Below are 20,078 nucleotides of genomic sequence, written 5' to 3'. Positions count from 1 at the left end.
GAGGGAGAAATCCTTGAGCAATTTTTATGGAGGGAATGTAAATATGTCTATCAATAGTGGCGATACAGCATTTATGATGCTTTGTACCGCAATGGTGTGCTTGATGACACCAGGCCTGGCGTTCTTTTATGGTGGTCTAGCTCGTAAGCGCAGTATCTTATTTATTATGATGGAATCATTCATTTCAATGGGGATCGTGACGTTGATCTGGATGTTTGGCGGTTTTGGTTTAGCTTTTGGGAAGGATATCCATGGGGTCATCGGGCGCTTTACTGATTACTTTGGACTTGCACATGTAGGATTAGTACCTAATGCAGTTCATGCAGCTTCGATCCCATTTGCATTATTCTTCTTATTTCAATTGATGTTTTGCGTGATCACAGTACCTTTGATGACTGGTGCATTTGCAGAACGTTTGAACTTGAAAGGGTATATTTTACTTTTGATCTTTTGGACATTACTAGTTTATATCCCGGTTTGCCACTGGGTATGGGGTGAAGGTTTCCTTTCAAAATGGGGCTTTGTTGACTTTGCTGGTGGTACTGTTATCCATACGACAGCAGGTTTTGCAGCTTTAGCAAGTATCTTTGTTTTAGGAAAACGCAAAGTAGCTAAGCAAGGGATGCATCCAAATAACTTGATGGCAGCTGCGATCGGTACTGGCCTTCTTTGGTTTGGTTGGTTTGGTTTCAACTCCGGTGGCGCTTTATCAGCCGGTGCTTTGGCAACAAAAGCATTCACTAACACATTGGTCGGTCTAGCAAGTGGAATGATAGCTTGGTTGATCATGGCTAAGATCTTACGTGGCAAGATCAATTTTGTAGATGTAATGACAGGATCAGTTGCTGGTTTAGCAACGATCACTCCTTGTGCAGGATATATTGCTCCTAGTTCAGCGATCGTTGTTGGTATCGTTGCAGGGATCATTTGTAATTTAGCTGTTGGATTCCGTCAAAAGAAAGGCTGGGACGATGCCCTTGATGTCTGGGGCGTACACGGTGTTGGTGGTTTTACTGGTACGATCTTGATCGGACTTTTAGCCGATAAGACAGTCAATGGTGTTGGAGCTAGTTTCCACCAATTGATGGTCCAAGTCGGTGGTGTCGTATTGACAGCTATCTATGCCTTTATTTTGACCTATGTTCTACTAAAACTCTTAGGTGCTATTACTGAGATCAAACCAACTCAAAAGCAGATCGAAGAAGGCTTGGATAAGACGTTGCTTGAAGAGACAGCTTACGATAAAAACTAAGCAGTATTTTTAGAGTAGCTTCCATTGAAAGGAGGTGAATACAAAAATGCTAGGAGTGATCTTACTTTATGTCGGAATGGTTTTGATGAGTAATGGTCTCTATCGGCTCACTAAGATCCAAGATAAATCTTTGGTCGTGATGAATCTTTTTACTGGTGGTCTAGGTTTGATCTTAAATATCATTGCGATTTCGATCGGGGTAGCACAAAATGCTGCTCCTAGCTGGTATTATGCAAGCGCAACAGGCCTCTTATTCGCATTTACATACCTATATACGGCACTAAATACGATGTTTGACTTGGATCAACGTTTGTATGGTTGGTACAGCTTATTTGTAGCGATCAATACGATCCCCGCTGGACTCCTGTGTTTCCAAGGATATGGCGGCAATAGTTGGTACGGTATTATCTGGTGGCTTTGGGGCATCCTATGGTTGACTGGATTTATCGAAACTGTTTTAAAGAAGAATTTAGGAAGCTTCGTTGGCTGGCTGGGTGTACTTGAAGGTATCATAACCGCTTGGATCCCAGGCTTTATGATGCTGACAGGCGTATGGCCCAAGTAGTTAGCGTTAAAGAGAGGTGTAAAGTTATGCAATTAACAGAACGTGAACGAGAAAAAATGATCATCAGCTTGGCTGGGATGATCGCACAAAACAGAAAAGACAAAGGGATCAAATTGAATCACCCTGAAAGTGTGGCTTTGATCACGAGCTTTGTTTTGGAAGGAGCCCGTGCTGGTAAAACAGTCTCTGAATTGATGGATGAAGGACGCCAAGTTTTGACTCGCGAAGATGTCATGGAAGGTGTACCTGAAATGATCCCAATGATCCAAGTTGAAGCAACTTTCACAGATGGTACTAAATTGGTAACGATCCACGATCCGATCCAATAAAAATGTGAGGAGGAATTAAGATGGTTCCAGGAGAATATAAATTAGCTGATGAACCGGTATTATGTAATGACGGCTACGAAGCTATCAAAATGGAAGTTAAAAATGTCGGTGACCGTGCAGTTCAAGTGGGTTCTCACTTCCATTTCTATGAAGCAAATGAACGTGGGTTACAATTTGATCGCGATAAAGCTTGGGGCAAACGTTTAGATATCCCAGCGGGGACAGCTATTCGTTTTGAACCAGGTGAAAAGCGTACGGTATCATTGATCGACATGGGTGGTAAGCGTCGTGTCTTTGGTTTCAATGATAAAGTCGATGGTTACTTAGATAACGATAACCGTGGTCTACATCACAAGTTAAGCTAAGAAAAGAGGAATAGTAATGAGTTTCAAAATGGACAGAAAACAATATTCCCAAATGTTTGGTCCAACTGTAGGTGACAGTGTACGCTTAGGTGATACAAATCTTTACGCAGCTGTTGAAAAAGACTTAACAGTACATGGCCAAGAAAGCAAATTTGGTGGCGGTAAAGTTTTACGTGATGGTATGGGGGTCAACGCAACTGAAATGCGTAAGGATAACCCACTTGTTGCTGATACGATCATTTCTGGGGCAACGATCATCGATTATACCGGTATCATCAAAGCTGATATTGGGATCAGAGATGGTAAGATCTTAGCCATCGGTAAGGGTGGTAACCCAGATAATATGGACAATATTGACTTTGTTGTTGGCGCAAGTACTGAAGCGATCTCAGGTGAAGGCTTGATCGTCACAGCTGGTGGGATCGACTTACACGTTCACTACTTATCACCTGGTTTGACGCATGCAGCGTTAGATAATGGGATCACAACTTTATTTGGTGGTGGTACTGGCCCAGCTGATGGTTCTAACTCCGCAACTTGTGCTCCCGGTGCATATCATATCCACCGCATGTTACAAGCAACAGATTCAATGTCTGTAAATTTAGGTGTCATGGCTAAAGGTTCAGGTGATGTTCCGGATACTATTGGAGAACAAATCGAAGCAGGGGCTTGCGCGATCAAGACACATGAAGATTGGGGCGCAACAGCTGCTGGTATCGATAATTCACTTAAAGCAGCTGATAAGTATGACGTTCAATTTGCGGTACATACTGACTCACTAAACGAAGGCGGTTTTGTCGACAATACGATCGATGCTTTCAAAGGCCGGACTGTACACACCTTCCACACAGAAGGTGCTGGCGGTGGGCATGCGCCTGACATTATGGTCGTAGCTGGTCAAAAGAACGTTTTGCCATCATCGACTAACCCAACGAACCCATATACTGATAATGAGATCGATGAATTATTTGATATGGTCATGGTTTGTCATAACCTCGATCCTAAAGTCCCAGAAGATGTGGCCTTTGCTGAATCACGTGTCAGAAAGCAAACGATCGCTGCTGAAGACGTTTTACATGATATGGGTGCCTTGAGCATCATGACTTCAGATGCGATGGCTATGGGACGTGTCGGTGAAGTTGCTATGCGCTGTTGGCAATTAGCTGACAAGATGAAAGCTCAACGTGGTAGTCTTGAAGGCGATAGTGAATATAACGATAACAATCGGATCAAACGTTACGTTGCTAAATACACGATCAACCCAGCGATCGTTAATGGTGTCGCTGATTATATCGGTTCAGTTGAAGTTGGTAAATTTGCTGACTTAGTTATTTGGGAACCAGATAAATTTGGGACAAAACCAAAGATGGTCTTAAAGGGTGGCATGATCACTTACGGTGTTATGGGTGATGCAAGCTCAAGTTTGCCAACACCAGAACCACGGATGATGCGTGACCTTTATGGTGCCTTTGGTAAAGCTGTCGGTTCAACAAACATTACTTTTGTTTCGAAATACGCTTATGACCATGGTATCAAAGAAGAATTGGGCTTAGATAAGATCGTCTTGCCTGTTCACAATACACGTAATTTGACAAAACGTGATATGAAGTTAAACAACTATGTGCCAAGCACGATCAAAGTTGATCCACATACCTTTGATGTTACGATCGATGGTGAATTGATCACTTGTGATCCTATCAAGACTGCATCATTGGCACAACGTTACTACCTCTTCTAAAATTTAGTTTTTTCAAGTTATCGGTATAGATTTAAATATGATTTAAAACAAAGGCCAAGATGAGTCTTGACCTTTGTTTGGGTAATAATGGAGGAATTTAACATGATTTTAACAGAAGTGTTTGCTAACGTTGAGGATATCAATGATCTAGAACAATATCACATTGAGACTTGTATGGTAAAAAGCGATGATCTGATGAAGCGTATTTTACGCGTGACCTCTGATCATGGTAATGATTATGGGATCCGATTAGCTGAAGATAGCGAAGGTTTAGAAAATGGTTCAGCCTTCAAGGTAGGGCACCGTCGCTTGCTAGTTTTAAGCGTGATCCCAGATGAGATCATTAAAATTGCGCCTAAAGATATTGATGAAATGGGTGTGATCGCACATATGCTTGGTAATTTGCATAAACCAGTTCAAGTCGAAGCTGGAAAGATCACTTTGCTGTTTGATCCTGTTGTGGTTAAGACTTTAGATCAAAAACAAGTTGAATATACAGTAGAAAAGGCGCAATTAGCTGAACCATTGCGCTATGTGGATCTGACAAATGGAAAATAGGCCACGATTAAGCACACTTTTGGATTATTTAGAGGTTTTTCAAATTTGTGATTCCACTTTCCCGATCGGAACTTTTAACCACTCTTTCGGGATGGAAAACTATCTACATGATCGCAAAATCAAGCACACACCCGAATTTCAACAATGGTTTGAAAATTATTTCAAATCACAATTTAAATACGGTGAAGGTTTATTGACTGTATTATGTTGGCAAGCTTTAAAAGCTGGTCAGATCGAAAAATTGTGGGAATATGACGAAATTATTACCCATTCAACTTTGGCATTGGAAACGCGCAATGGTCAAAAATTGATCGCTAAGCAAATGCTAGCTTTGATCAAGCAAATGTATGGTGAGATAAAGCCATTGGACATTTATGAAAAAAAGATCAAAACTGGTGAACTTGCAGGTAATCCAGCGATCGTCTTTACGGTTTTTGCATACTATCAAAAGATGCCATTAATGGATACTTTTTTAATGTATGGTTATAGTATTGGTTCAACAATGGTCCAAAATGCTGTTCGCGCAATTCCATTAGGACAACGGGATGGACAAGTGGTATTGAACAATATTATCAAACTTTTAGGAAAACTCTATCCAGAAGTTGAAAAATTAGATGGATCGTATTTAGGAGCTAATGTTCCGGGACTTGAATTAGCTCAGATCAAACATGAAACACAAGGCTCAAGATTATTTATGTCTTAGGGGGATCAGAAAATGAAAAAAGCAATTAGAATCGGTGTTGGTGGCCCTGTTGGTTCAGGTAAGACGATGTTGATCGAACGGTTAACACGAGCAATGCATGATGATTACAATATGGCAGTCATTACAAATGATATCTACACTAAAGAAGACGCAGAATTCATGGTCAAAAATTCAGTTTTAGATGAAGATCGGATCATCGGTGTTGAGACCGGTGGTTGTCCACATACCGCTATTCGTGAAGATGCTTCAATGAACTTGGCTGCGATCGATGAATTGGAAGAACGCTTTGATAATGATCTAGATATCATCTTTGTTGAAAGTGGTGGTGATAACTTAGCAGCCACATTTAGTCCAGAATTGGTCGATTTTTCGATCTATATCATTGATGTGGCTGAAGGTGAAAAGATCCCACGTAAAGCTGGCCAAGGGATGATCAAGTCTGATCTATTTATCATCAATAAGATCGATCTAGCTAAATATGTCGGCGCTGATCTCGATCGAATGAAGAGCGATTCAGAAATGTTTAGAAGTGATGGTACATTCTTGTTTACTAACTTGAAAAAGGATGAAGGTCTACAAGATGTCATCGCTTGGATCAAAAAGAATTGTCTATTAGAAGATTTAGAAGAAGTCAAGAACTAGAGGAAAACAGATGAATAAGAAATATGATGGTGTGATCGAGATGCGCTTTTTACCGCGCAATGGGCGTACGATCGCGCAGAAATTATATCATAAGGGAAATTCACGTATTTCCTCGGTTATACCGACGACCGAAAACCAATTGCCTTACTATTTCTTGATCTCTACCGGTGGTGGTTTCACAGAAGGTGAGCAATACCAAGTCAAGATCACACTTGAAGATGGTGCTCATGCAGTTTTGACAACGCAGACACCAAATTATGTATATAAGTGTGAAAATTTACGCCAAACGTGTCAAGAAACACAGATCAAACTCGGACAGGGTGCTTTTTTGGAGTATTACATGGATGAAGTTATCCCATATAAGAATGCCTATTATCGCCAGTTTATGGACCTTGATCTAGCTGAGGATGCTTCCTTGATCTTGACCGATGGTTTGACTAGTGGGTGGTCACCAGACGAGAAGCCATTTCAGTATCGTGATGTTGGCATGCGGACGCGGATCAAAGTTGCAGGTAAATTAGTGTATAATGATTACTTGTTGTGTACGCCTCAAGTCGATGAACTAGCCGAATTAGGTTATTTTGAAGGATATACTAACTTTAACTCAGTTGTTTTGATCGACAAAAATATCGACCAAGATTTTGTGAAAAGGGCTCGTGAGATGATCAAACTCCCTGAAGCTGATCTTTCATTTGGGATCTCGTTATTGGAAGAAAATGGTGCGGTCTTACGGATCTTAGGATATGATGGTTATACCAATCGTCAGATTCAAAATCAATTTATCGAATTTTATCGTGAAGAATTTAAGGGCTGTGCTCCTTTGAAACTTCGGAAAAATGATCGGGCGTATAATTAATTGGAAAAGAGTGAATGATCGTGACAGGAACTTTTTGGTTAGGCTTTGGTGCTGCTGGACTAGGTGCTTTTTTTGGTGGTTGTCTACGGAGTTTGTTCTCTGATTGGTTCAATCATGCTAAGGCTTATCTTCCTTATGGTACATTGGCTGCCAACTTACTAGGCTCGCTTTTGATCGGGATCTTTGCTGCTTTGGTGGCAAAAGGAGAACTTTCACAAATGGCTAACACATTGCTTGCAGGTGGATTTTGTGGTGGTTTAACGACTTTTTCGACCTTTTCATTAGAAAATCTCAAGTACTTCAAACAAGGTAAAACAGGGCATGCTGTGCTTTATTGGTGTGGTAGTGTAGTGTTGTGCTTAGCTTGTGTATATTTAGGCTTAGCCCTTGGAAAGCTATTTTAGATAAGGATCAGGTGGAAAAATGAAAAAATCAACAGAATTATTGCTTGTTGGCTGTGGTTGCTTTTTTGGTGGTGCCTTGCGCTATGTTTGTGAGACCTTGATCGGACCTAGTGTTTCAGAAGCTTTCGCTATTTTAGTCGTTAACGTTAGCGGTTGTTTTTTGATCGGGTTGATCTCAGCTGGATTATTTAAAAAGACACTTTCAGCTGAATTTGGTAAACTGACCTCAACGGGATTTTGTGGTGGTTTAACGACCTTTTCTTCGTTTGCTGATGGGATCGTCAATTTATTTGATGCTTCGCAGGTGGCAGTGGGGGTGTTATACATTGCTCTTAATATGTTGCTGGGGCTGTTAGCTGTTTACTTAGGTCTAAAAATAGTTTTAAAAACAAAATTTAGTGATTTTGCTAGTTGATCAGAGATAACACTCATTTTAATGGGTGTTATTTTTTTAAGTCTAGTTTTACCTTTGCATTGTACAAAAAGTATTGCTATTATATTCTTAAAGTAAATACAATACAGAAATACGGGGGAAATAAGATGGAGCCAAAATATAAACAGATCCTAGAAACGGTCAAAAAGCAGATCATTGATGGAAAGTATCCTGCTGGTAGTATGATCCCAGATCAAAACACACTGGCACGTGATTTTAAAACTAGTCGGATGACAGTTAAAAAAGCTCTAGATATGTTAGCGATCGAGGGCTTCATCTATTCTAAAAGAGGGTCTGGGACCTTTGTAAAAAAGAATGCACTGGCGCAAAAAGATGCCTTACCAGTAGATAATTATGGAGGCTTGAGTAGTCAATTCAATACAGAGCGGGTCAAAAGTGAACCGATCGTTTTTGATGTGACTTTTCCTACGCCAGAGATCAAGGAACGTTTAGAATTGAAACAAAATGAACCAGTCTATGAGATCTTACGTTTACGTTTTGTTGATAATGAACCGTATGCTTTGGAGCATACATTTATGCCGATCAGCTTAGTACCTAACTTAAGTCAAGAAGTTCTCTATGATTCACTCTATGCTTATTTGACTAAAGAAATTCATTTGGAGATCGGAGGCGCTTTTCGAAAGATCTCTGCCGAAAAAGCTTCAAAAAATGATCTTAAATATTTAGCAGCCACTGAAACTGATCCGATCTTGCAAGTAGAGCAAGTCGTTTACTTACAAGATGGACGCCCCTTTGAATACTCGATCAGTCGTCATCCTTATAATGGAAAGCATGCGTATACGATCTTTGACCGCAAAAATTGAACTAGCAAAATGACCCCCAATAGTCGTCGTTTTAGACACTAGTGGAGGTCATTTTGCTAATTTAAAAGTAAAGGTTGATACATTTCGCTTTCAAGCTTTGAGACAGCATCTTCAAGCAGTTTTACATTATTTGGAACTTCTAGGTCATCTAAATACAGGATCGGTGCTTTAAAGCTAGCTAGATCTTGTAGATTAAAGTCAGCGATCACCAGATCATAGTGCGCTTGTTCAAGATAATCATTGACCGAGATATTGTGCCCTTTACTTAAAATATTTTGGATCTCAGTGATGTATGCATAGCGCGTTGCGATCGGAAGCTGTGAAACGACTCCGATACTGATACAACGGCGCTTCATATTTTTATGGGGATAGATCATCATTTTAAGATTATCGCGGATCGCTTGTAATTTATAAGGATCGAGTTTAAAGCTTTGTGCTAGCGGGATATTTAAGATCTCAGCGATAACCTTTTCTTCAAAGGGTTGTGATGCTTCCTTTTTGGCTTCCAGGTTAAGAATATTATTTGAGTAATAGTAACCGTCAAGCAATAAAAGTTTATTGATCGTAAAATAGAGACTGCTCCGCAAAGCATTGAAATCATTATTGAAATTATAGCTGTTTGTCAAGATCGTCGTGATCTGTTCAAGTAATTGCTGACATTTTGAATGTTTAAACAATGAATTTATCTCAGTGACCGGATAACTGATGATGTTATGGGTGTTTAAAAAAATAAATGTCAAATAGCTGTAATACTCAACTAGATCGTGATCTAAAAAGATCCAATTTTGCTTGAAATAATTTGTTAAAGCTTGATAAAGTGGGGTCACTTTAACTTCCAAAAATAGCATACTTGCCCTTTGTTTACTAAAATAAGTTTGGATCAATTCATGCTTATTACTGAGTAAAGATAGCCAGAGACTGATCTGGTCATTTTGAATGATGCTCAACTGAGAACCGAGTTTTTCTTTGGCATATGCTTTGAAACCATGGTCAGAAATAACGAGCTTTCTTAGAGCTGTACCTTTAGCATGATTGTTCCAGTAAAAATTAAAATAAAAATAAAAGAACTGTGATCCAGTGCCACGTAACATATTTTGTTTGATCTCTAAGTTGAATTCGCGTAAAAGTCCATTGCATTCGCCGATCAATTTATTGGTAGAAGTCAAACTGATATTTAAGGATCGTGCTGCTTCTTCACGGGTCAACGTTGAGTGTTTAAAATAAAGATCTAAAAGTTAAAAGCGTAATGATGAGGATAAGATCTGTTTATTTAAACTCTGAACTGCTTGGCTGTTATAAGGAAGATCCAAAATGATCTCATGGCGTGTTACGGTCAATAGCTGGGGATCAAATCCATTGATCTGCTCAGTCAGCTGACTTAAGGTCGGAGAAGTGATCTTGAGTGCTTGACAGAGCTCGGATTTATGGATGTGATTATTATGTAAATGTAGCAATAGTAATAAAGAATAGATCTGTAGACTCTTATGATCAAAGAGTTGTTCATTATGCATGGGCGATCCCCTCCAACGATAAACCTTAAGTTATTATAAAAAATTTAAACAATCAAATTATATAATGATTTTAGTAATTTTGGCAATATTGCTTTAAAGTTGCGTGCGATCAATAATTTTTTGTTAAAAAATATTTTGTTCCATAATTTTATAGTTATTTTTTTCATAACTAATAATGAGACAATAAATTTTTTAAATTTATATAAATTAGTGTTTTTTTGGCTTGATTTGATTTTAAAAGGGGTACCAACTATAGAAAATGAAGAGCTTTGAACAGTGAATATAAATTTTTTGAGTAAAGAAAATGTTTGATCTTTAAGGAAAAACACGTTTTTTTGAGATCAAATAAAAACAAAGAATATTTTAAGGAGGTATTATGGCGTAGATTATTACTTGTAAGGCATGAGAGTGTCAGATTGATTTGATAATTTACGTTAACTATTGTACGTTTAGTTGTTATTGCACGGTGCAAGTATCAATGTATATCCTCATAAAGACGATGATAGTTGGCTAAATCGTGATCTAACGTGGGGACGAGCAATGACTAAGAATGAAACTTTGGTACTAGGCATTTGTGGGCCAGTAGGTGTTGGTAAAACTTTATTGATCAAACGTATCCAGGCGATGCTTATTGAGTGCCACTCGCTAGCTACGTTAAGTGATGGTGTTTTTACAGTAAAGGATCTAAATTACGTCCCACCCTTAAATATGGGACTAGCAGATGAGTTGGATCAATTGCGTCTTAGTGGTAAAATTAACTTGGCTTTGATCGAAAGACCGAGTCGCTATTTGATCTCAGTGGATGCAACGTTATATTTGATCGATGCTAATGCAAGTGAGTTGTGTTCAACTTTAAATGCTGACTTGCTTTTAGTAAATAAGATCGATCTAGCTACATATCGTGGAGTTGATCTAGCTAAATTACGGGCTGAAATAGTAGCTAAACAGCGACAAACGACGATCTTGATGACTGATCTAAAAGATAATCAAGGTGTCCAAAATATCATTTGTTGGATCGAAAAAACTCTGACTACATTACAGAAAGAAGCGAGATAGATATGTGTACTGCAGTATCATTTAAAACAAAGGATCATTATTTTGGGAGAAATTTTGACTATGAGCTCTCTTATGGTGAAAAAGCTGTTATTGTTCCACGTAATTATGTTTTTGAATTGCGAAAATTACCGGCTTTGAGCAAACATTATGCAATGGTCGGATTGACTTCAGTTTTTGACAATACGCCACTTCTTTATGATGCCGTCAATGAGTATGGCTTAGCTATGGCTGGTTTGAACTTTGAAGGCAATGCAGTTTTTTATGATTTTGATCCTGATATGGATAATGTGACTCCGTTTGAATTTATCCCATATATTTTAGGACAATGTAAAAATGTGGCCGAAGCTAAGCAAATGTTGACTAAGATCAATTTAGTCAATGAAGCTTTTAGTGCTGAACTACCCTTAGCTCCATTGCATTGGATCATCAGTGACAGTGAAGACAATACGATCGTGGTCGAGACTTTGGCTGATGGTATGAAAGTATATGATGATCCAGTTGGGGTGATGACCAATAATCCAACGTTTGATAAACAACTCTTTAATTTGAATAAATATCGAGGTCTATCAGCTAAAACACCTGAGAATACTTTTGATCCAACTGTTGATCTACCAGCATACAGTCGTGGGATGGGAACTTTAGGTCTTCCAGGCGATCTGACTTCGAGCTCGCGTTTTGTCAAAGCTGCTTTTGTTAAAGCACATTCAGTTTGTGAGGTAGATGAAAGTTCAAGTGTCAGTCAAGGATTCCATATTTTAAGTGCGATCGAACAACAACGAGGCTGTTGTGAAGTAGGTGAAGGAAAGTATGAATATACGATCTATTCTGCTTGTTATAACAAAGATAAAGGGGTCTTATATTATAAGACGTACGAAGATAGTCAGATCACGGCTTTAGATATGCATAAAGCTGATCTAGAAAGTGATCGTTTCTCCCTTTATCCTTTGAGCCAAACACAACATTTCAATTACGCTAACTAAAAAGAGGCTGTGACAAAAACTAGTATTTTCAGGGTAAAGAAAGACATCTTCAAAATTTGAAGATGTCTTTTACTTATGTCACAGCCTCTTTTTAGTTGTCTTTAGGAAGATCTAGATAACATTTTGCTAGGTCTAAGGTATAACTGATATCTTCGTTTCCCCGTAGCGTACCAAACATATCGGTAGCATAGACGATAAGGCCTAGGCGCCGACCAGTAGGTAACTGATAGTGTGTTGGCTGTAGTGTTACTTCAAGTTGATAGAATTTATCAGCTAAAAGCTCATCATTTCGCCAAAGTTTTGTGCGATTTTGTAAGTTGATATGTCCTTTACTGATGAGTTTAAAGGGAGTATCTTTTCCTAGCGTAAATTCAACAAGATCATTTTCACGCCAATTATAGCCAGCCAAGATCCCCTTAGGCTCAAGTACAGTAGGGCTCTCATTCAAGCGTTTAGCTTTACCAAGATCAACGAGCATGAAACTGAGTAGACCGTGATCAGTGGAGCAAGCCACTTTCATATTGAGTTTAGGCGCACCGCTGATGATCAATGGCTGCTTGAGGGGAGCTGTTTGAAATTTTAAGCGAGCTTTCTCAAGGGGTGAAGCTTCAGAACTAACGAGATCATTTTTCCAAAGGTCAAGATCAGCTTGATAGTTAGCGAAAGCCTTAGGTGTTAGTTGATCGTTAAAGGCTAGAGTCCCTGTTTTTTGGGTATCAGCTAGTTGACCAGCTTGTGTCAGCCAAAGTTTAGTTGTAGTCATCGCTTGCCAAGTCGGATAAGTTTTCCAAGTATTAGGCTCAACATTATCTTGGATCAAAACATCAGGCAAAACAGTTGTAGCTTGATTATCGATTCCATAGAGTTTATGTGACAACCAAAGATTCATCATATCGGTAAAATCAAGTGACTGAAAATTATTGATATAAATATGTTGTCCTTGATGTAAGATCAATTTGGTTTTGATCGGCAGATCTTGGAGGGCTTGATAGAGATTGAAGACATTACGTGGTTTAACGTTCCAGTCATTCAAACCATGTACTAAGACAACATCGCATTTGATGTTAGCGACGTTGTTTAGATAGTTACGTTCATCCCAAAAACGATTATAATTTCCGGTTTGGCGATCTTGGCCGGCAGTGATCGAGTCCAATTGTATTTGCCATTTGGAAGCGATTTTTTTGTATTGCGCCAGATCTTTGCGCCGACTAAAGCATTCTTGGGCTAAGACATCGGCATCTTCGCCAACATAGCCATCGGGTGAAACAACTAGCCCACCATCACGATAATAATCATACCAACTGGAGATCGCTGCTTCTGAAATGATCGTTTCTAAGCCTTCGATCCCAGTAGTTGCAGCTGCAGTGGCTAAAGTTCCAAGATAGGATTTTCCGGTCATTGCAACTTTTTTATTGCACCACCAGGCCTTGATCTCGATATTTTCACTGCGATTAGTGAAGGCCCGGCGTTTTCCGGTCAACCACTCGATGATCGCAGTCGTTGAGCTAGTTTCTTCTTGCGAGCCACAAGTACGAAAACCTTCTGAATCGCGTGTTCCGATCCCTGCGGCATAGACGACTCCAAAACCACGCGCCAAAAAGTAGTCGTTTAGAGTGTAGCTCAATTCACGGTCAAAAGTCTCTTCAGCTCGTGTTGAACGTCCGGCAACTTCACGCTTAGCTGGTAAGTTAGGTGTTTTTGCTTCGAATTTTATATCAGCATAGCTAGTCGTAGTCGGCGTTTTATGTGTTAATTTCTCTGTGGCTGGATGCAACATTTTTTCGCCTAAAACATCATTAGTACCCTGATTGTAGGGGCTGGCTGTATATAAAACAGGCACTTTGAGACCGTGCTCCGTATCTTTAGGTCGAATGATCTCAACTTTTAACAGATCTAATTTACCATCGTGATCAGTATCAAGGTCGGTTTCGACATAAACGACCTCACGGATCAGCTTATTCGTATCAAAGATCGGTTGAGTCTTGCCGTTAAAGAACAATGGCTTTTTGATCGCAGGTAGATCATAGAACTTTGTGAAATAGCCCAATGCAGCCAAGCGATCAAGTAGAGTCTGCCCGTGTTTAGTATGGGTGCAGAGCAGATCATATAACGCATTGATCAGGTCGGTGCGATCGTTAAGCTGTTGTGCATGGTAAAGTCCGAGTTTATCCATTGAACCAAGCGGATCGTTGATATCAAAGTCAGTATCAGCTTCAAAATCAAGCAATTGCAGTGCTACCAAATAAAAAGTTTTTAAGTCGACCGTTTGGCTTTGTTTAAATTCGACGATATCAAGCGTTGGTGTAGCCAAAAGATCGCTCAAGTACGCTTTCTTTGCAGCTGGTGTCTTTAAATGTGGCAAACAAGCAAGGATAAATTGGATCCAGATATGATTTAAATCATCGTTATGTTGCATATCGCAGTTTAGAAAGCCGATCTGATTGAGTTCACGTGCTTTAGTTTTTGCATCGGCAGCTAGATGAGCAAATTGGTTGATCTTCATGCTAAAAGCCCCCTTGTAGAGTTGATGTGTCAATTATAGTCGTTTACTCATAGAAATACTAGTGGTGATACTCGAAAAAACATTTCCTATTTGTAAGTAAAAATTATTGCCAAATATAATTAAATAGTGCAAAATTATATTGTTAGATACTTTAGATAGGGAGGATGAATTTGAGATGAAGAAACGAAATCTCATGGCATTTGTAGGGATCTTATTAGCTGGCGGGATCTTGGCCGGTTGCAGTAACAGTAATAATAGTAAAAGTAGTTCAGATCCACAAGCCATGAAAGCTGCTGTCAGTGATCAAATGGCAACTTTAAATACAGCTAAATATAGTGATATGATCAGTTTAGAAGCGATGGATAATGCTTTTGAAGGCTTATATCGCTTTGATAGCAAGGGTAAGCCAGTCTTGGCTGGTGCTCAAAGCGTTTCACATAATGATGCAAAAGACGTGTATACATTTAAGTTGCGTAAGAATGCTAAGTGGTCAAATGGTGATCCTGTAACGGCAAAAGATTATGTTTATGCTTGGCAAAATTTGATCGCTCCTGCGACAGCTTCACCGAACTCACAACGGTTAGATCCGATCAAGAATGCTCAAGCGATCCGCAAAGGTGAAATGCAACCAGATCAATTAGGCGTCAAAGCTTTAGATGATCAAACTTTACAAGTTGAACTTGAAGCACCGATCAGCTATTTAGATGAGCTTTTGACAGGTGCACCATTCTTCCCTAAAAATGAAAAAGTTGTTGCTAAATACGGTGATAAATATGGAACAACTTCTGCCCAAACTGTCTATAATGGACCATTTGTTGTCAGTGGTTGGAAAGGGACCAATGATACTTGGAGCTATGTAAAAAACAATAATTATTGGGATAAAAAGAATGTAAAATTGAAACGTGCTGACATCCAAGTGGTCAAAGATACGTCAACTGCAGGGAAATTATTCCAAACAAATAAATTAGATTACACGATCTTAGGTAATGAATTTGCTAAACAATATGCTAATAACCCGGGTTATCATTCTAAGAAGATCCCGTTGATCGGTTATTTAGGCTTCAACACGAAACGAGATATCACAGGTAATGTGCATGCACGAAAGGCGATCGCTCAAGGATTTGATAAGAAGTTATTGGTGAAAAATGTCTTGAATGCGGGCACCCCATTAAATGGGATAGTACCAGCTGATTTTGCATATAACTCTGAAACGGGTAAAGAATACCGCAAACAAGCTGGAGATTTATTGCCATATGATAAGAAAGCTGCTCAAAGTGAATGGGAACAAGCTAAAAAAGAATTGGGTCAAAATGAATTGACGCTAGAAGTTTTGACTTCGGACACAAATGAAGCTAAGCAAGTCGGAAATTATCTCCAAAGTCAATTGGAGCAAAACTTACCAGGCTTAAAGGTCAACTTACGTGCAATTCCACTTAAATCGCGTTTAGCAGCCACAACGGCTTACAATTACGATGTGGTTTATGGAACATGGCAACCTGACTATGCGGATCCAGTCAACTTTATCAGCGATGGTGGTCAATATCACTTGAATACTGATTATCAAAATCAAGAATTCTGGAATGATCTTGATCAAGCAACTGGCGAATATGCAAGTCGACCGGCCAAACGTTGGGAAGTTTTGATCGATGCTGAAAAGCATTTGATCAAAGATGACACCTACACTGCACCTGTTTATCAAGGTGCTATGACCTACCTCTTAAACTCACGGGTCAAGGGCTTGAACATTTCCCCATATGGGACAGTGCTATTGTATCGAGATGTTGAACTCAAATAGTGTTTAGGCAAATTTAATAATTTGAAAAAAGAGCCGATGTAATAATCATGTCGGTTCTTTTTCTAATTGTTGTATAAGTATTTTAGTAGATAGAAGGTTAAGTTTTAGTTATAATTAACTTTATTGAATATGATATGCCTGTAACTATTAGTAGATTTAAGAGAAGAAGGGAAAATAATAATGGAACATTTAGGAATCCTGTGCCTGGTATTGTTGGCAACGGCTTTAGCTGGGCATTTTAGTCGTCGGATCGGTATGCCGGCCGTAATTGGGCAATTATTAGTTGGTATCATCTTAGGTCCAGCTGTTTTAGGCTGGGTCGTTGAAAATGATTTTGTGCATACTTTTTCTGAGATCGGCGTTATTTTGTTGATGTTTATGGCAGGTTTGGAAAGCGATCTTGGCCTACTTAAAAAATATTTTAAACCCTCGATGTCGGTTGCTGTCTGCGGGATCGTGGTTCCAGTAGCTTTTGTCTATGTTTTAGGACGCTTTTTTGATTTTAACAATGAACAAGCGATCTTTTTAGGGGTCACATTTGCGGCAACTTCAGTCAGTATCTCCGTTGAAGTACTTAAAGAATTACGTCGGCTTGACTCAAAGGAAGGGACAACGATCTTAGGGGCTGCCGTGATCGACGATATTTTAGCTGTTATCATTTTAAGTGTTTTGGTCAGCATCTTCAGTGATGTGGCTAAGAGTAGCGGTGGTCATGTTCAGTCTAACTTAGCTTTAGGGATCGCTTTACAAGTCTTGTATTTTGTAGGGATCTATGTGGTCTTCAAGTGGGTGACCCCAACTTTGATGCAGATCGGTGAAAAGATGTCAGTTTCCGCTTCGGTCATCTTGATGTCATTAGTGATCTGTTTAGGGATGGCTTACTTGGCTGAATTAGTTGGTCTAAGTGGTGTTGTTGGTTCATTTTTCGCTGGGGTCGCAGTAGCTCAAACTAGTTACAAGCGTGAAGTCGAAGAAAGTGTAGAACCGATCGGCTATGCTGTGTTTATTCCGGTGTTTTTCGTAAGTATCGGGTTGCATATGACCTTTGATGGTTTCTTATCGGATCTCGTATTTATCATTCCATTGACGATCTTAGCTTTGGTGACCAAATGGATCGGTTGTGGTGCTGGGGCCAAAGCTTTGGGAATGGATTGGCATTCAGCTGATATCATTGGAGCCGGGATGGTCTCACGAGGTGAAATGGCATTGATCATTGCTCAAGTAGGTTACAGCGCCAAACTTTTGACGAGTCAATACTATTCAGGTGTGATCATCGTAATCATTTTGACAACGATCATTGCACCATTCATGTTAAAACAGGCGATCATGCGCCAAAAGAAAACAACTAAGGGATAATAAAAGAGGACCCACTACAACCATTATCGTAGTGGGTCTCTTGCTATTCATATAGCGCTAAATTGTTCTTATTCATTGATCTTACTGTGTTTGATACCGTAGCTAAAGTAGATGACCATTCCGATCGCAAACCAGATAAACGCAGCAGTCCAAGTTTCTAAAGAGAGTTGCGCTAACATCACAGCACATAAGATAGCTGAGATGATCGGCAAGACAGGGTAAAATGGTACTTTGAAACCATCTTTATTTGGAATATCTTTTCGTTTACGCAATGGTAAGACCCCAAGTGAGACGAACATAAATGCTAATAAAGTCCCGATATTGACTAAGTTTGTCAATTGATTAAGGGAGAAAAATCCACCAGTCAAAGCAATGATGAGTGTTACAATGAGCATGCTTTTTTCTGGTGTTTTAGTCTTTTCATTGATCTGCCCTAAGAACTTAGGCAATAGGCCATCACGCCCGATCGAGTAGATCAAACGCGAAGAACTGTAGACCATCGTTACCATCATCGTGAACATTCCAGCTAGGGCGCTGACTGAGATGATCCCTGCGACCCAATTTTGTTTAACAGCATAAAGCGCAAAGGAAACTGGATCAGCGACATTTAACTTAGTGTAAGAGATCATTCCAGTCAAGACGATCGAAACTAAGATGTAAAGTAATGTACAGATCGCCAACGTTCCAATGATCCCACGGGGCATATTTTTAGAAGGCTCTTTAACTTCAGCCGCTGAAGAAGCGACCACATCAAAGCCAAGATAAGCAAAAAAGACTTGAGCAGCGCCGACTAGGATACCTTTAGTACCAAAAGGCATAAATGGATCCCAGTTAGCTGGCTTGACATAAAATATCCCAACCAATAAGAACAAAATAATGATCGCGATCTTGATGATAACTACGATCGAATTGATCGTCATTGAAGTCCGTAAGCCACGTGATAGCACGTAGGCAATAAATAAAACGATCAAAACAGCTGGGAGATTGATAAAAGTTCCATTGGCTGGATCAAAGGGCCCAGTGATCGCTTTAGGCAAGTGGATCCCAAAGCCAGCTAATAGAGAATTGAAATAGGCGGAAAACCCGGTCGAGACCGCAGCAACAGACAGCATATACTCTAAGATCAAAGCCCAGCCTAAAAACCAACCGACGATCTCACCGAAGACGACATTGCCAAATGAATAGGCGCTGCCGGCGATCGGTAAAGCAGAAGAAAATTCAGCGTAACACATTGCAGCTGTTGAACAAACGAGCGCTGCGATCACAAAGGAGAGAGTGATCGCTGGCCCACTGTGAAGGGCTGCAACAGTCCCAGGCAAGATGAAGATCCCTGTACCGATCACGGCTCCGATCCCCATTGAGATAAGATCTTTAGCACTAAGCGTTTTGTTAAACTTGCGGTCTTCAGATAAATAACGATCTAAACTTTCTTTCTTGAAGACGCGTTCCTTAATACTCATAGATAAGATACCTCTTTGTATAATATTAATTACTTTATGATAAGGGTTGTATTATTAAATGTCAATTAATTTTCAATAAAAAGAGGCCACGATCAAATTGTGGCCTCAAGGTTGAATATTCTAATTAACTACGATTATAAGCGGATCTTAGCGTCTAACTTCGCCAATTCAGAGAGTGCATCTTGAATCGTCACGCCCGTTGCTTCAAATTTAGGATCATCATTTGAGCGGGCACTGAAAAGTTGGCTTTTCGTATCCAGAGAAATCGAGTAGTTTGCTTTTGAAAATTCGCCAAATTCCATAGTAATACCCCTCCATTAAGTATAGAATAAAGTTGACAGCAATGTTGTATCTAAAAAAATAGATGCAACATCTGTCAACGCTTACAATTTTATAATGAATACCTTTTTTTTGCAAGAAAAAAGGATCGAGTTTAATTTAAGATAGAGTAATAGGTGATTTTTTTGGAAATATTAGACGGAAATTTATTTATCATTTGTGGCGCTCCTGGTAGTGGCAAGACGACGGTCCAAGAGTATTTGACCGAGAATTTAGGATTTACTAAAGTAGTGACTCACACAACGCGTCCAAAGCGCCACGGTGAGCAAGATGGTAGCGATTATTATTTTGAAACGAAGGAAACTTTCTTTGACAAGCACTATTTGGAGTACGTTACCTACGATGATAATTATTACGGTTCTTCATTTGAAGGCCTTAAGCGTGCTTTAAAACAAGATAAGCGGGCAGT

21 protein-coding genes and 1 pseudogene are annotated in these 20,078 nt (G+C 39.5%); 17 read left to right on the top strand and 5 right to left on the bottom strand.

The window, feature by feature from the left end; genetic code table 11:
• Positions 1 to 43: 43 nt before the first annotated feature.
• The 12 genes from Q9Q35_RS00110 to Q9Q35_RS00055 all read left to right on the top strand — a co-directional run bounded on the left by Q9Q35_RS00110 (position 44) and on the right by Q9Q35_RS00055 (position 8,669).
• Complete coding sequence (locus Q9Q35_RS00110; protein WP_304651595.1) at positions 44 to 1,252, top strand: ammonium transporter; 1,209 nt, start codon at positions 44 to 46, stop codon at positions 1,250 to 1,252.
• Positions 1,253 to 1,298: 46 nt separating this feature from the next.
• Positions 1,299 to 1,817, top strand: a complete 519-nt coding sequence (locus Q9Q35_RS00105; RefSeq protein WP_304651594.1) for an AmiS/UreI family transporter — start codon at positions 1,299 to 1,301, stop codon at positions 1,815 to 1,817.
• A gap of 26 nt (positions 1,818 to 1,843) precedes the next feature.
• A complete protein-coding gene (locus Q9Q35_RS00100) occupies positions 1,844 to 2,146 on the top strand; it encodes an urease subunit gamma (protein ID WP_004050870.1) in 303 nt (100 codons plus the stop codon).
• A gap of 20 nt (positions 2,147 to 2,166) precedes the next feature.
• A complete protein-coding gene (locus Q9Q35_RS00095) occupies positions 2,167 to 2,511 on the top strand; it encodes an urease subunit beta (protein WP_304651593.1) in 345 nt (114 codons plus the stop codon).
• 16 nt (positions 2,512 to 2,527) lie between these two features.
• Positions 2,528 to 4,249 (top strand): urease subunit alpha, encoded by a 1,722-nt coding sequence (gene ureC, locus Q9Q35_RS00090; protein WP_304651592.1) that lies wholly within the window; start codon positions 2,528 to 2,530, stop codon positions 4,247 to 4,249.
• A 102-nt stretch (positions 4,250 to 4,351) separates the two neighbouring features.
• Positions 4,352 to 4,807 (top strand): urease accessory protein UreE, encoded by a 456-nt coding sequence (locus Q9Q35_RS00085; RefSeq protein WP_056959286.1) that lies wholly within the window; start codon positions 4,352 to 4,354, stop codon positions 4,805 to 4,807.
• Entirely contained in the window at positions 4,797 to 5,510 is a 714-nt protein-coding gene (locus tag Q9Q35_RS00080) for an urease accessory protein UreF (RefSeq protein ID WP_304651591.1), read from the top strand. The genes Q9Q35_RS00085 and Q9Q35_RS00080 overlap by 11 nt, the downstream gene beginning before the upstream one ends.
• Positions 5,511 to 5,522: 12 nt before the next feature.
• Positions 5,523 to 6,152 (top strand): urease accessory protein UreG, encoded by a 630-nt coding sequence (ureG, locus tag Q9Q35_RS00075; protein ID WP_304651590.1) that lies wholly within the window; start codon positions 5,523 to 5,525, stop codon positions 6,150 to 6,152.
• 10 nt (positions 6,153 to 6,162) lie between these two features.
• The gene (locus tag Q9Q35_RS00070; protein WP_304651589.1) at positions 6,163 to 7,008 is read left to right on the top strand and encodes an urease accessory protein UreD; all 846 of its coding nucleotides are present in this window, start codon (positions 6,163 to 6,165) and stop codon (positions 7,006 to 7,008) included.
• Between the two features lie 20 nt (positions 7,009 to 7,028).
• Positions 7,029 to 7,412: a fluoride efflux transporter CrcB gene (gene crcB / locus Q9Q35_RS00065; protein WP_004050860.1), complete on the top strand. Its 384-nt coding sequence runs from the start codon at positions 7,029 to 7,031 to the stop codon at positions 7,410 to 7,412.
• A 19-nt stretch (positions 7,413 to 7,431) separates the two neighbouring features.
• Entirely contained in the window at positions 7,432 to 7,827 is a 396-nt protein-coding gene (locus Q9Q35_RS00060) for a CrcB family protein (protein ID WP_304651588.1), read from the top strand.
• Positions 7,828 to 7,952: 125 nt separating this feature from the next.
• A complete protein-coding gene (locus tag Q9Q35_RS00055; RefSeq protein WP_304651587.1) occupies positions 7,953 to 8,669 on the top strand; it encodes a GntR family transcriptional regulator in 717 nt (238 codons plus the stop codon).
• Positions 8,670 to 8,725: 56 nt separating this feature from the next.
• On the opposite strand, the pseudogene Q9Q35_RS00050 reads toward Q9Q35_RS00055, so the two are convergent.
• A pseudogene (locus Q9Q35_RS00050) lies at positions 8,726 to 9,892 on the bottom strand (helix-turn-helix domain-containing protein); the annotation flags it as partial.
• A gap of 12 nt (positions 9,893 to 9,904) precedes the next feature.
• A complete protein-coding gene (locus Q9Q35_RS00045) occupies positions 9,905 to 10,180 on the bottom strand; it encodes a hypothetical protein (RefSeq protein ID WP_304651586.1) in 276 nt (91 codons plus the stop codon).
• A 540-nt stretch (positions 10,181 to 10,720) separates the two neighbouring features.
• Between Q9Q35_RS00045 and Q9Q35_RS00040 the strand changes: the two genes are divergently transcribed.
• Both Q9Q35_RS00040 and bsh read left to right on the top strand, forming a co-directional pair.
• The gene (locus Q9Q35_RS00040) at positions 10,721 to 11,236 is read left to right on the top strand and encodes a hypothetical protein (protein ID WP_304651585.1); all 516 of its coding nucleotides are present in this window, start codon (positions 10,721 to 10,723) and stop codon (positions 11,234 to 11,236) included.
• 2 nt (positions 11,237 to 11,238) lie between these two features.
• On the top strand, positions 11,239 to 12,216 hold the full coding sequence (gene bsh / locus Q9Q35_RS00035; RefSeq protein ID WP_304651584.1) for a choloylglycine hydrolase: 978 nt from the start codon (positions 11,239 to 11,241) through the stop codon (positions 12,214 to 12,216).
• Positions 12,217 to 12,307: 91 nt separating this feature from the next.
• On the opposite strand, the gene Q9Q35_RS00030 is transcribed toward bsh, so the two are convergent.
• Positions 12,308 to 14,719, bottom strand: a complete 2,412-nt coding sequence (locus Q9Q35_RS00030; RefSeq protein ID WP_304651583.1) for a Xaa-Pro dipeptidyl-peptidase — start codon at positions 14,717 to 14,719, stop codon at positions 12,308 to 12,310.
• 175 nt (positions 14,720 to 14,894) lie between these two features.
• On the opposite strand from Q9Q35_RS00030, the gene Q9Q35_RS00025 reads away from it, so the two are divergent.
• Together Q9Q35_RS00025 and Q9Q35_RS00020 are read left to right on the top strand one after the other, a co-directional pair.
• Positions 14,895 to 16,514, top strand: a complete 1,620-nt coding sequence (locus tag Q9Q35_RS00025) for a peptide ABC transporter substrate-binding protein (protein WP_304651582.1) — start codon at positions 14,895 to 14,897, stop codon at positions 16,512 to 16,514.
• A gap of 180 nt (positions 16,515 to 16,694) precedes the next feature.
• Positions 16,695 to 17,870 (top strand): cation:proton antiporter, encoded by a 1,176-nt coding sequence (locus tag Q9Q35_RS00020; RefSeq protein ID WP_304651581.1) that lies wholly within the window; start codon positions 16,695 to 16,697, stop codon positions 17,868 to 17,870.
• A 68-nt stretch (positions 17,871 to 17,938) separates the two neighbouring features.
• On the opposite strand, the gene Q9Q35_RS00015 is transcribed toward Q9Q35_RS00020, so the two are convergent.
• Both Q9Q35_RS00015 and Q9Q35_RS00010 read right to left on the bottom strand, forming a co-directional pair.
• On the bottom strand, positions 17,939 to 19,330 hold the full coding sequence (locus Q9Q35_RS00015; RefSeq protein WP_304651580.1) for an APC family permease: 1,392 nt from the start codon (positions 19,328 to 19,330) through the stop codon (positions 17,939 to 17,941).
• Positions 19,331 to 19,464: 134 nt separating this feature from the next.
• Complete coding sequence (locus Q9Q35_RS00010; protein WP_304651579.1) at positions 19,465 to 19,632, bottom strand: hypothetical protein; 168 nt, start codon at positions 19,630 to 19,632, stop codon at positions 19,465 to 19,467.
• 162 nt (positions 19,633 to 19,794) lie between these two features.
• Between Q9Q35_RS00010 and Q9Q35_RS00005 the strand changes: the two genes are divergently transcribed.
• The coding region (locus Q9Q35_RS00005; RefSeq protein ID WP_370648862.1) for an AAA family ATPase at positions 19,795 to 20,078 on the top strand (284 nt) is incomplete at its 3' end.

The organism is uncultured Ligilactobacillus sp. (genome assembly GCF_948826705.1).
Classification (GTDB): Bacteria; Bacillota; Bacilli; order Lactobacillales; family Lactobacillaceae; genus Ligilactobacillus.
Note: the sequence above shows the minus strand (reverse complement) of the source record. Positions and strands in the feature narration are given on the sequence as shown.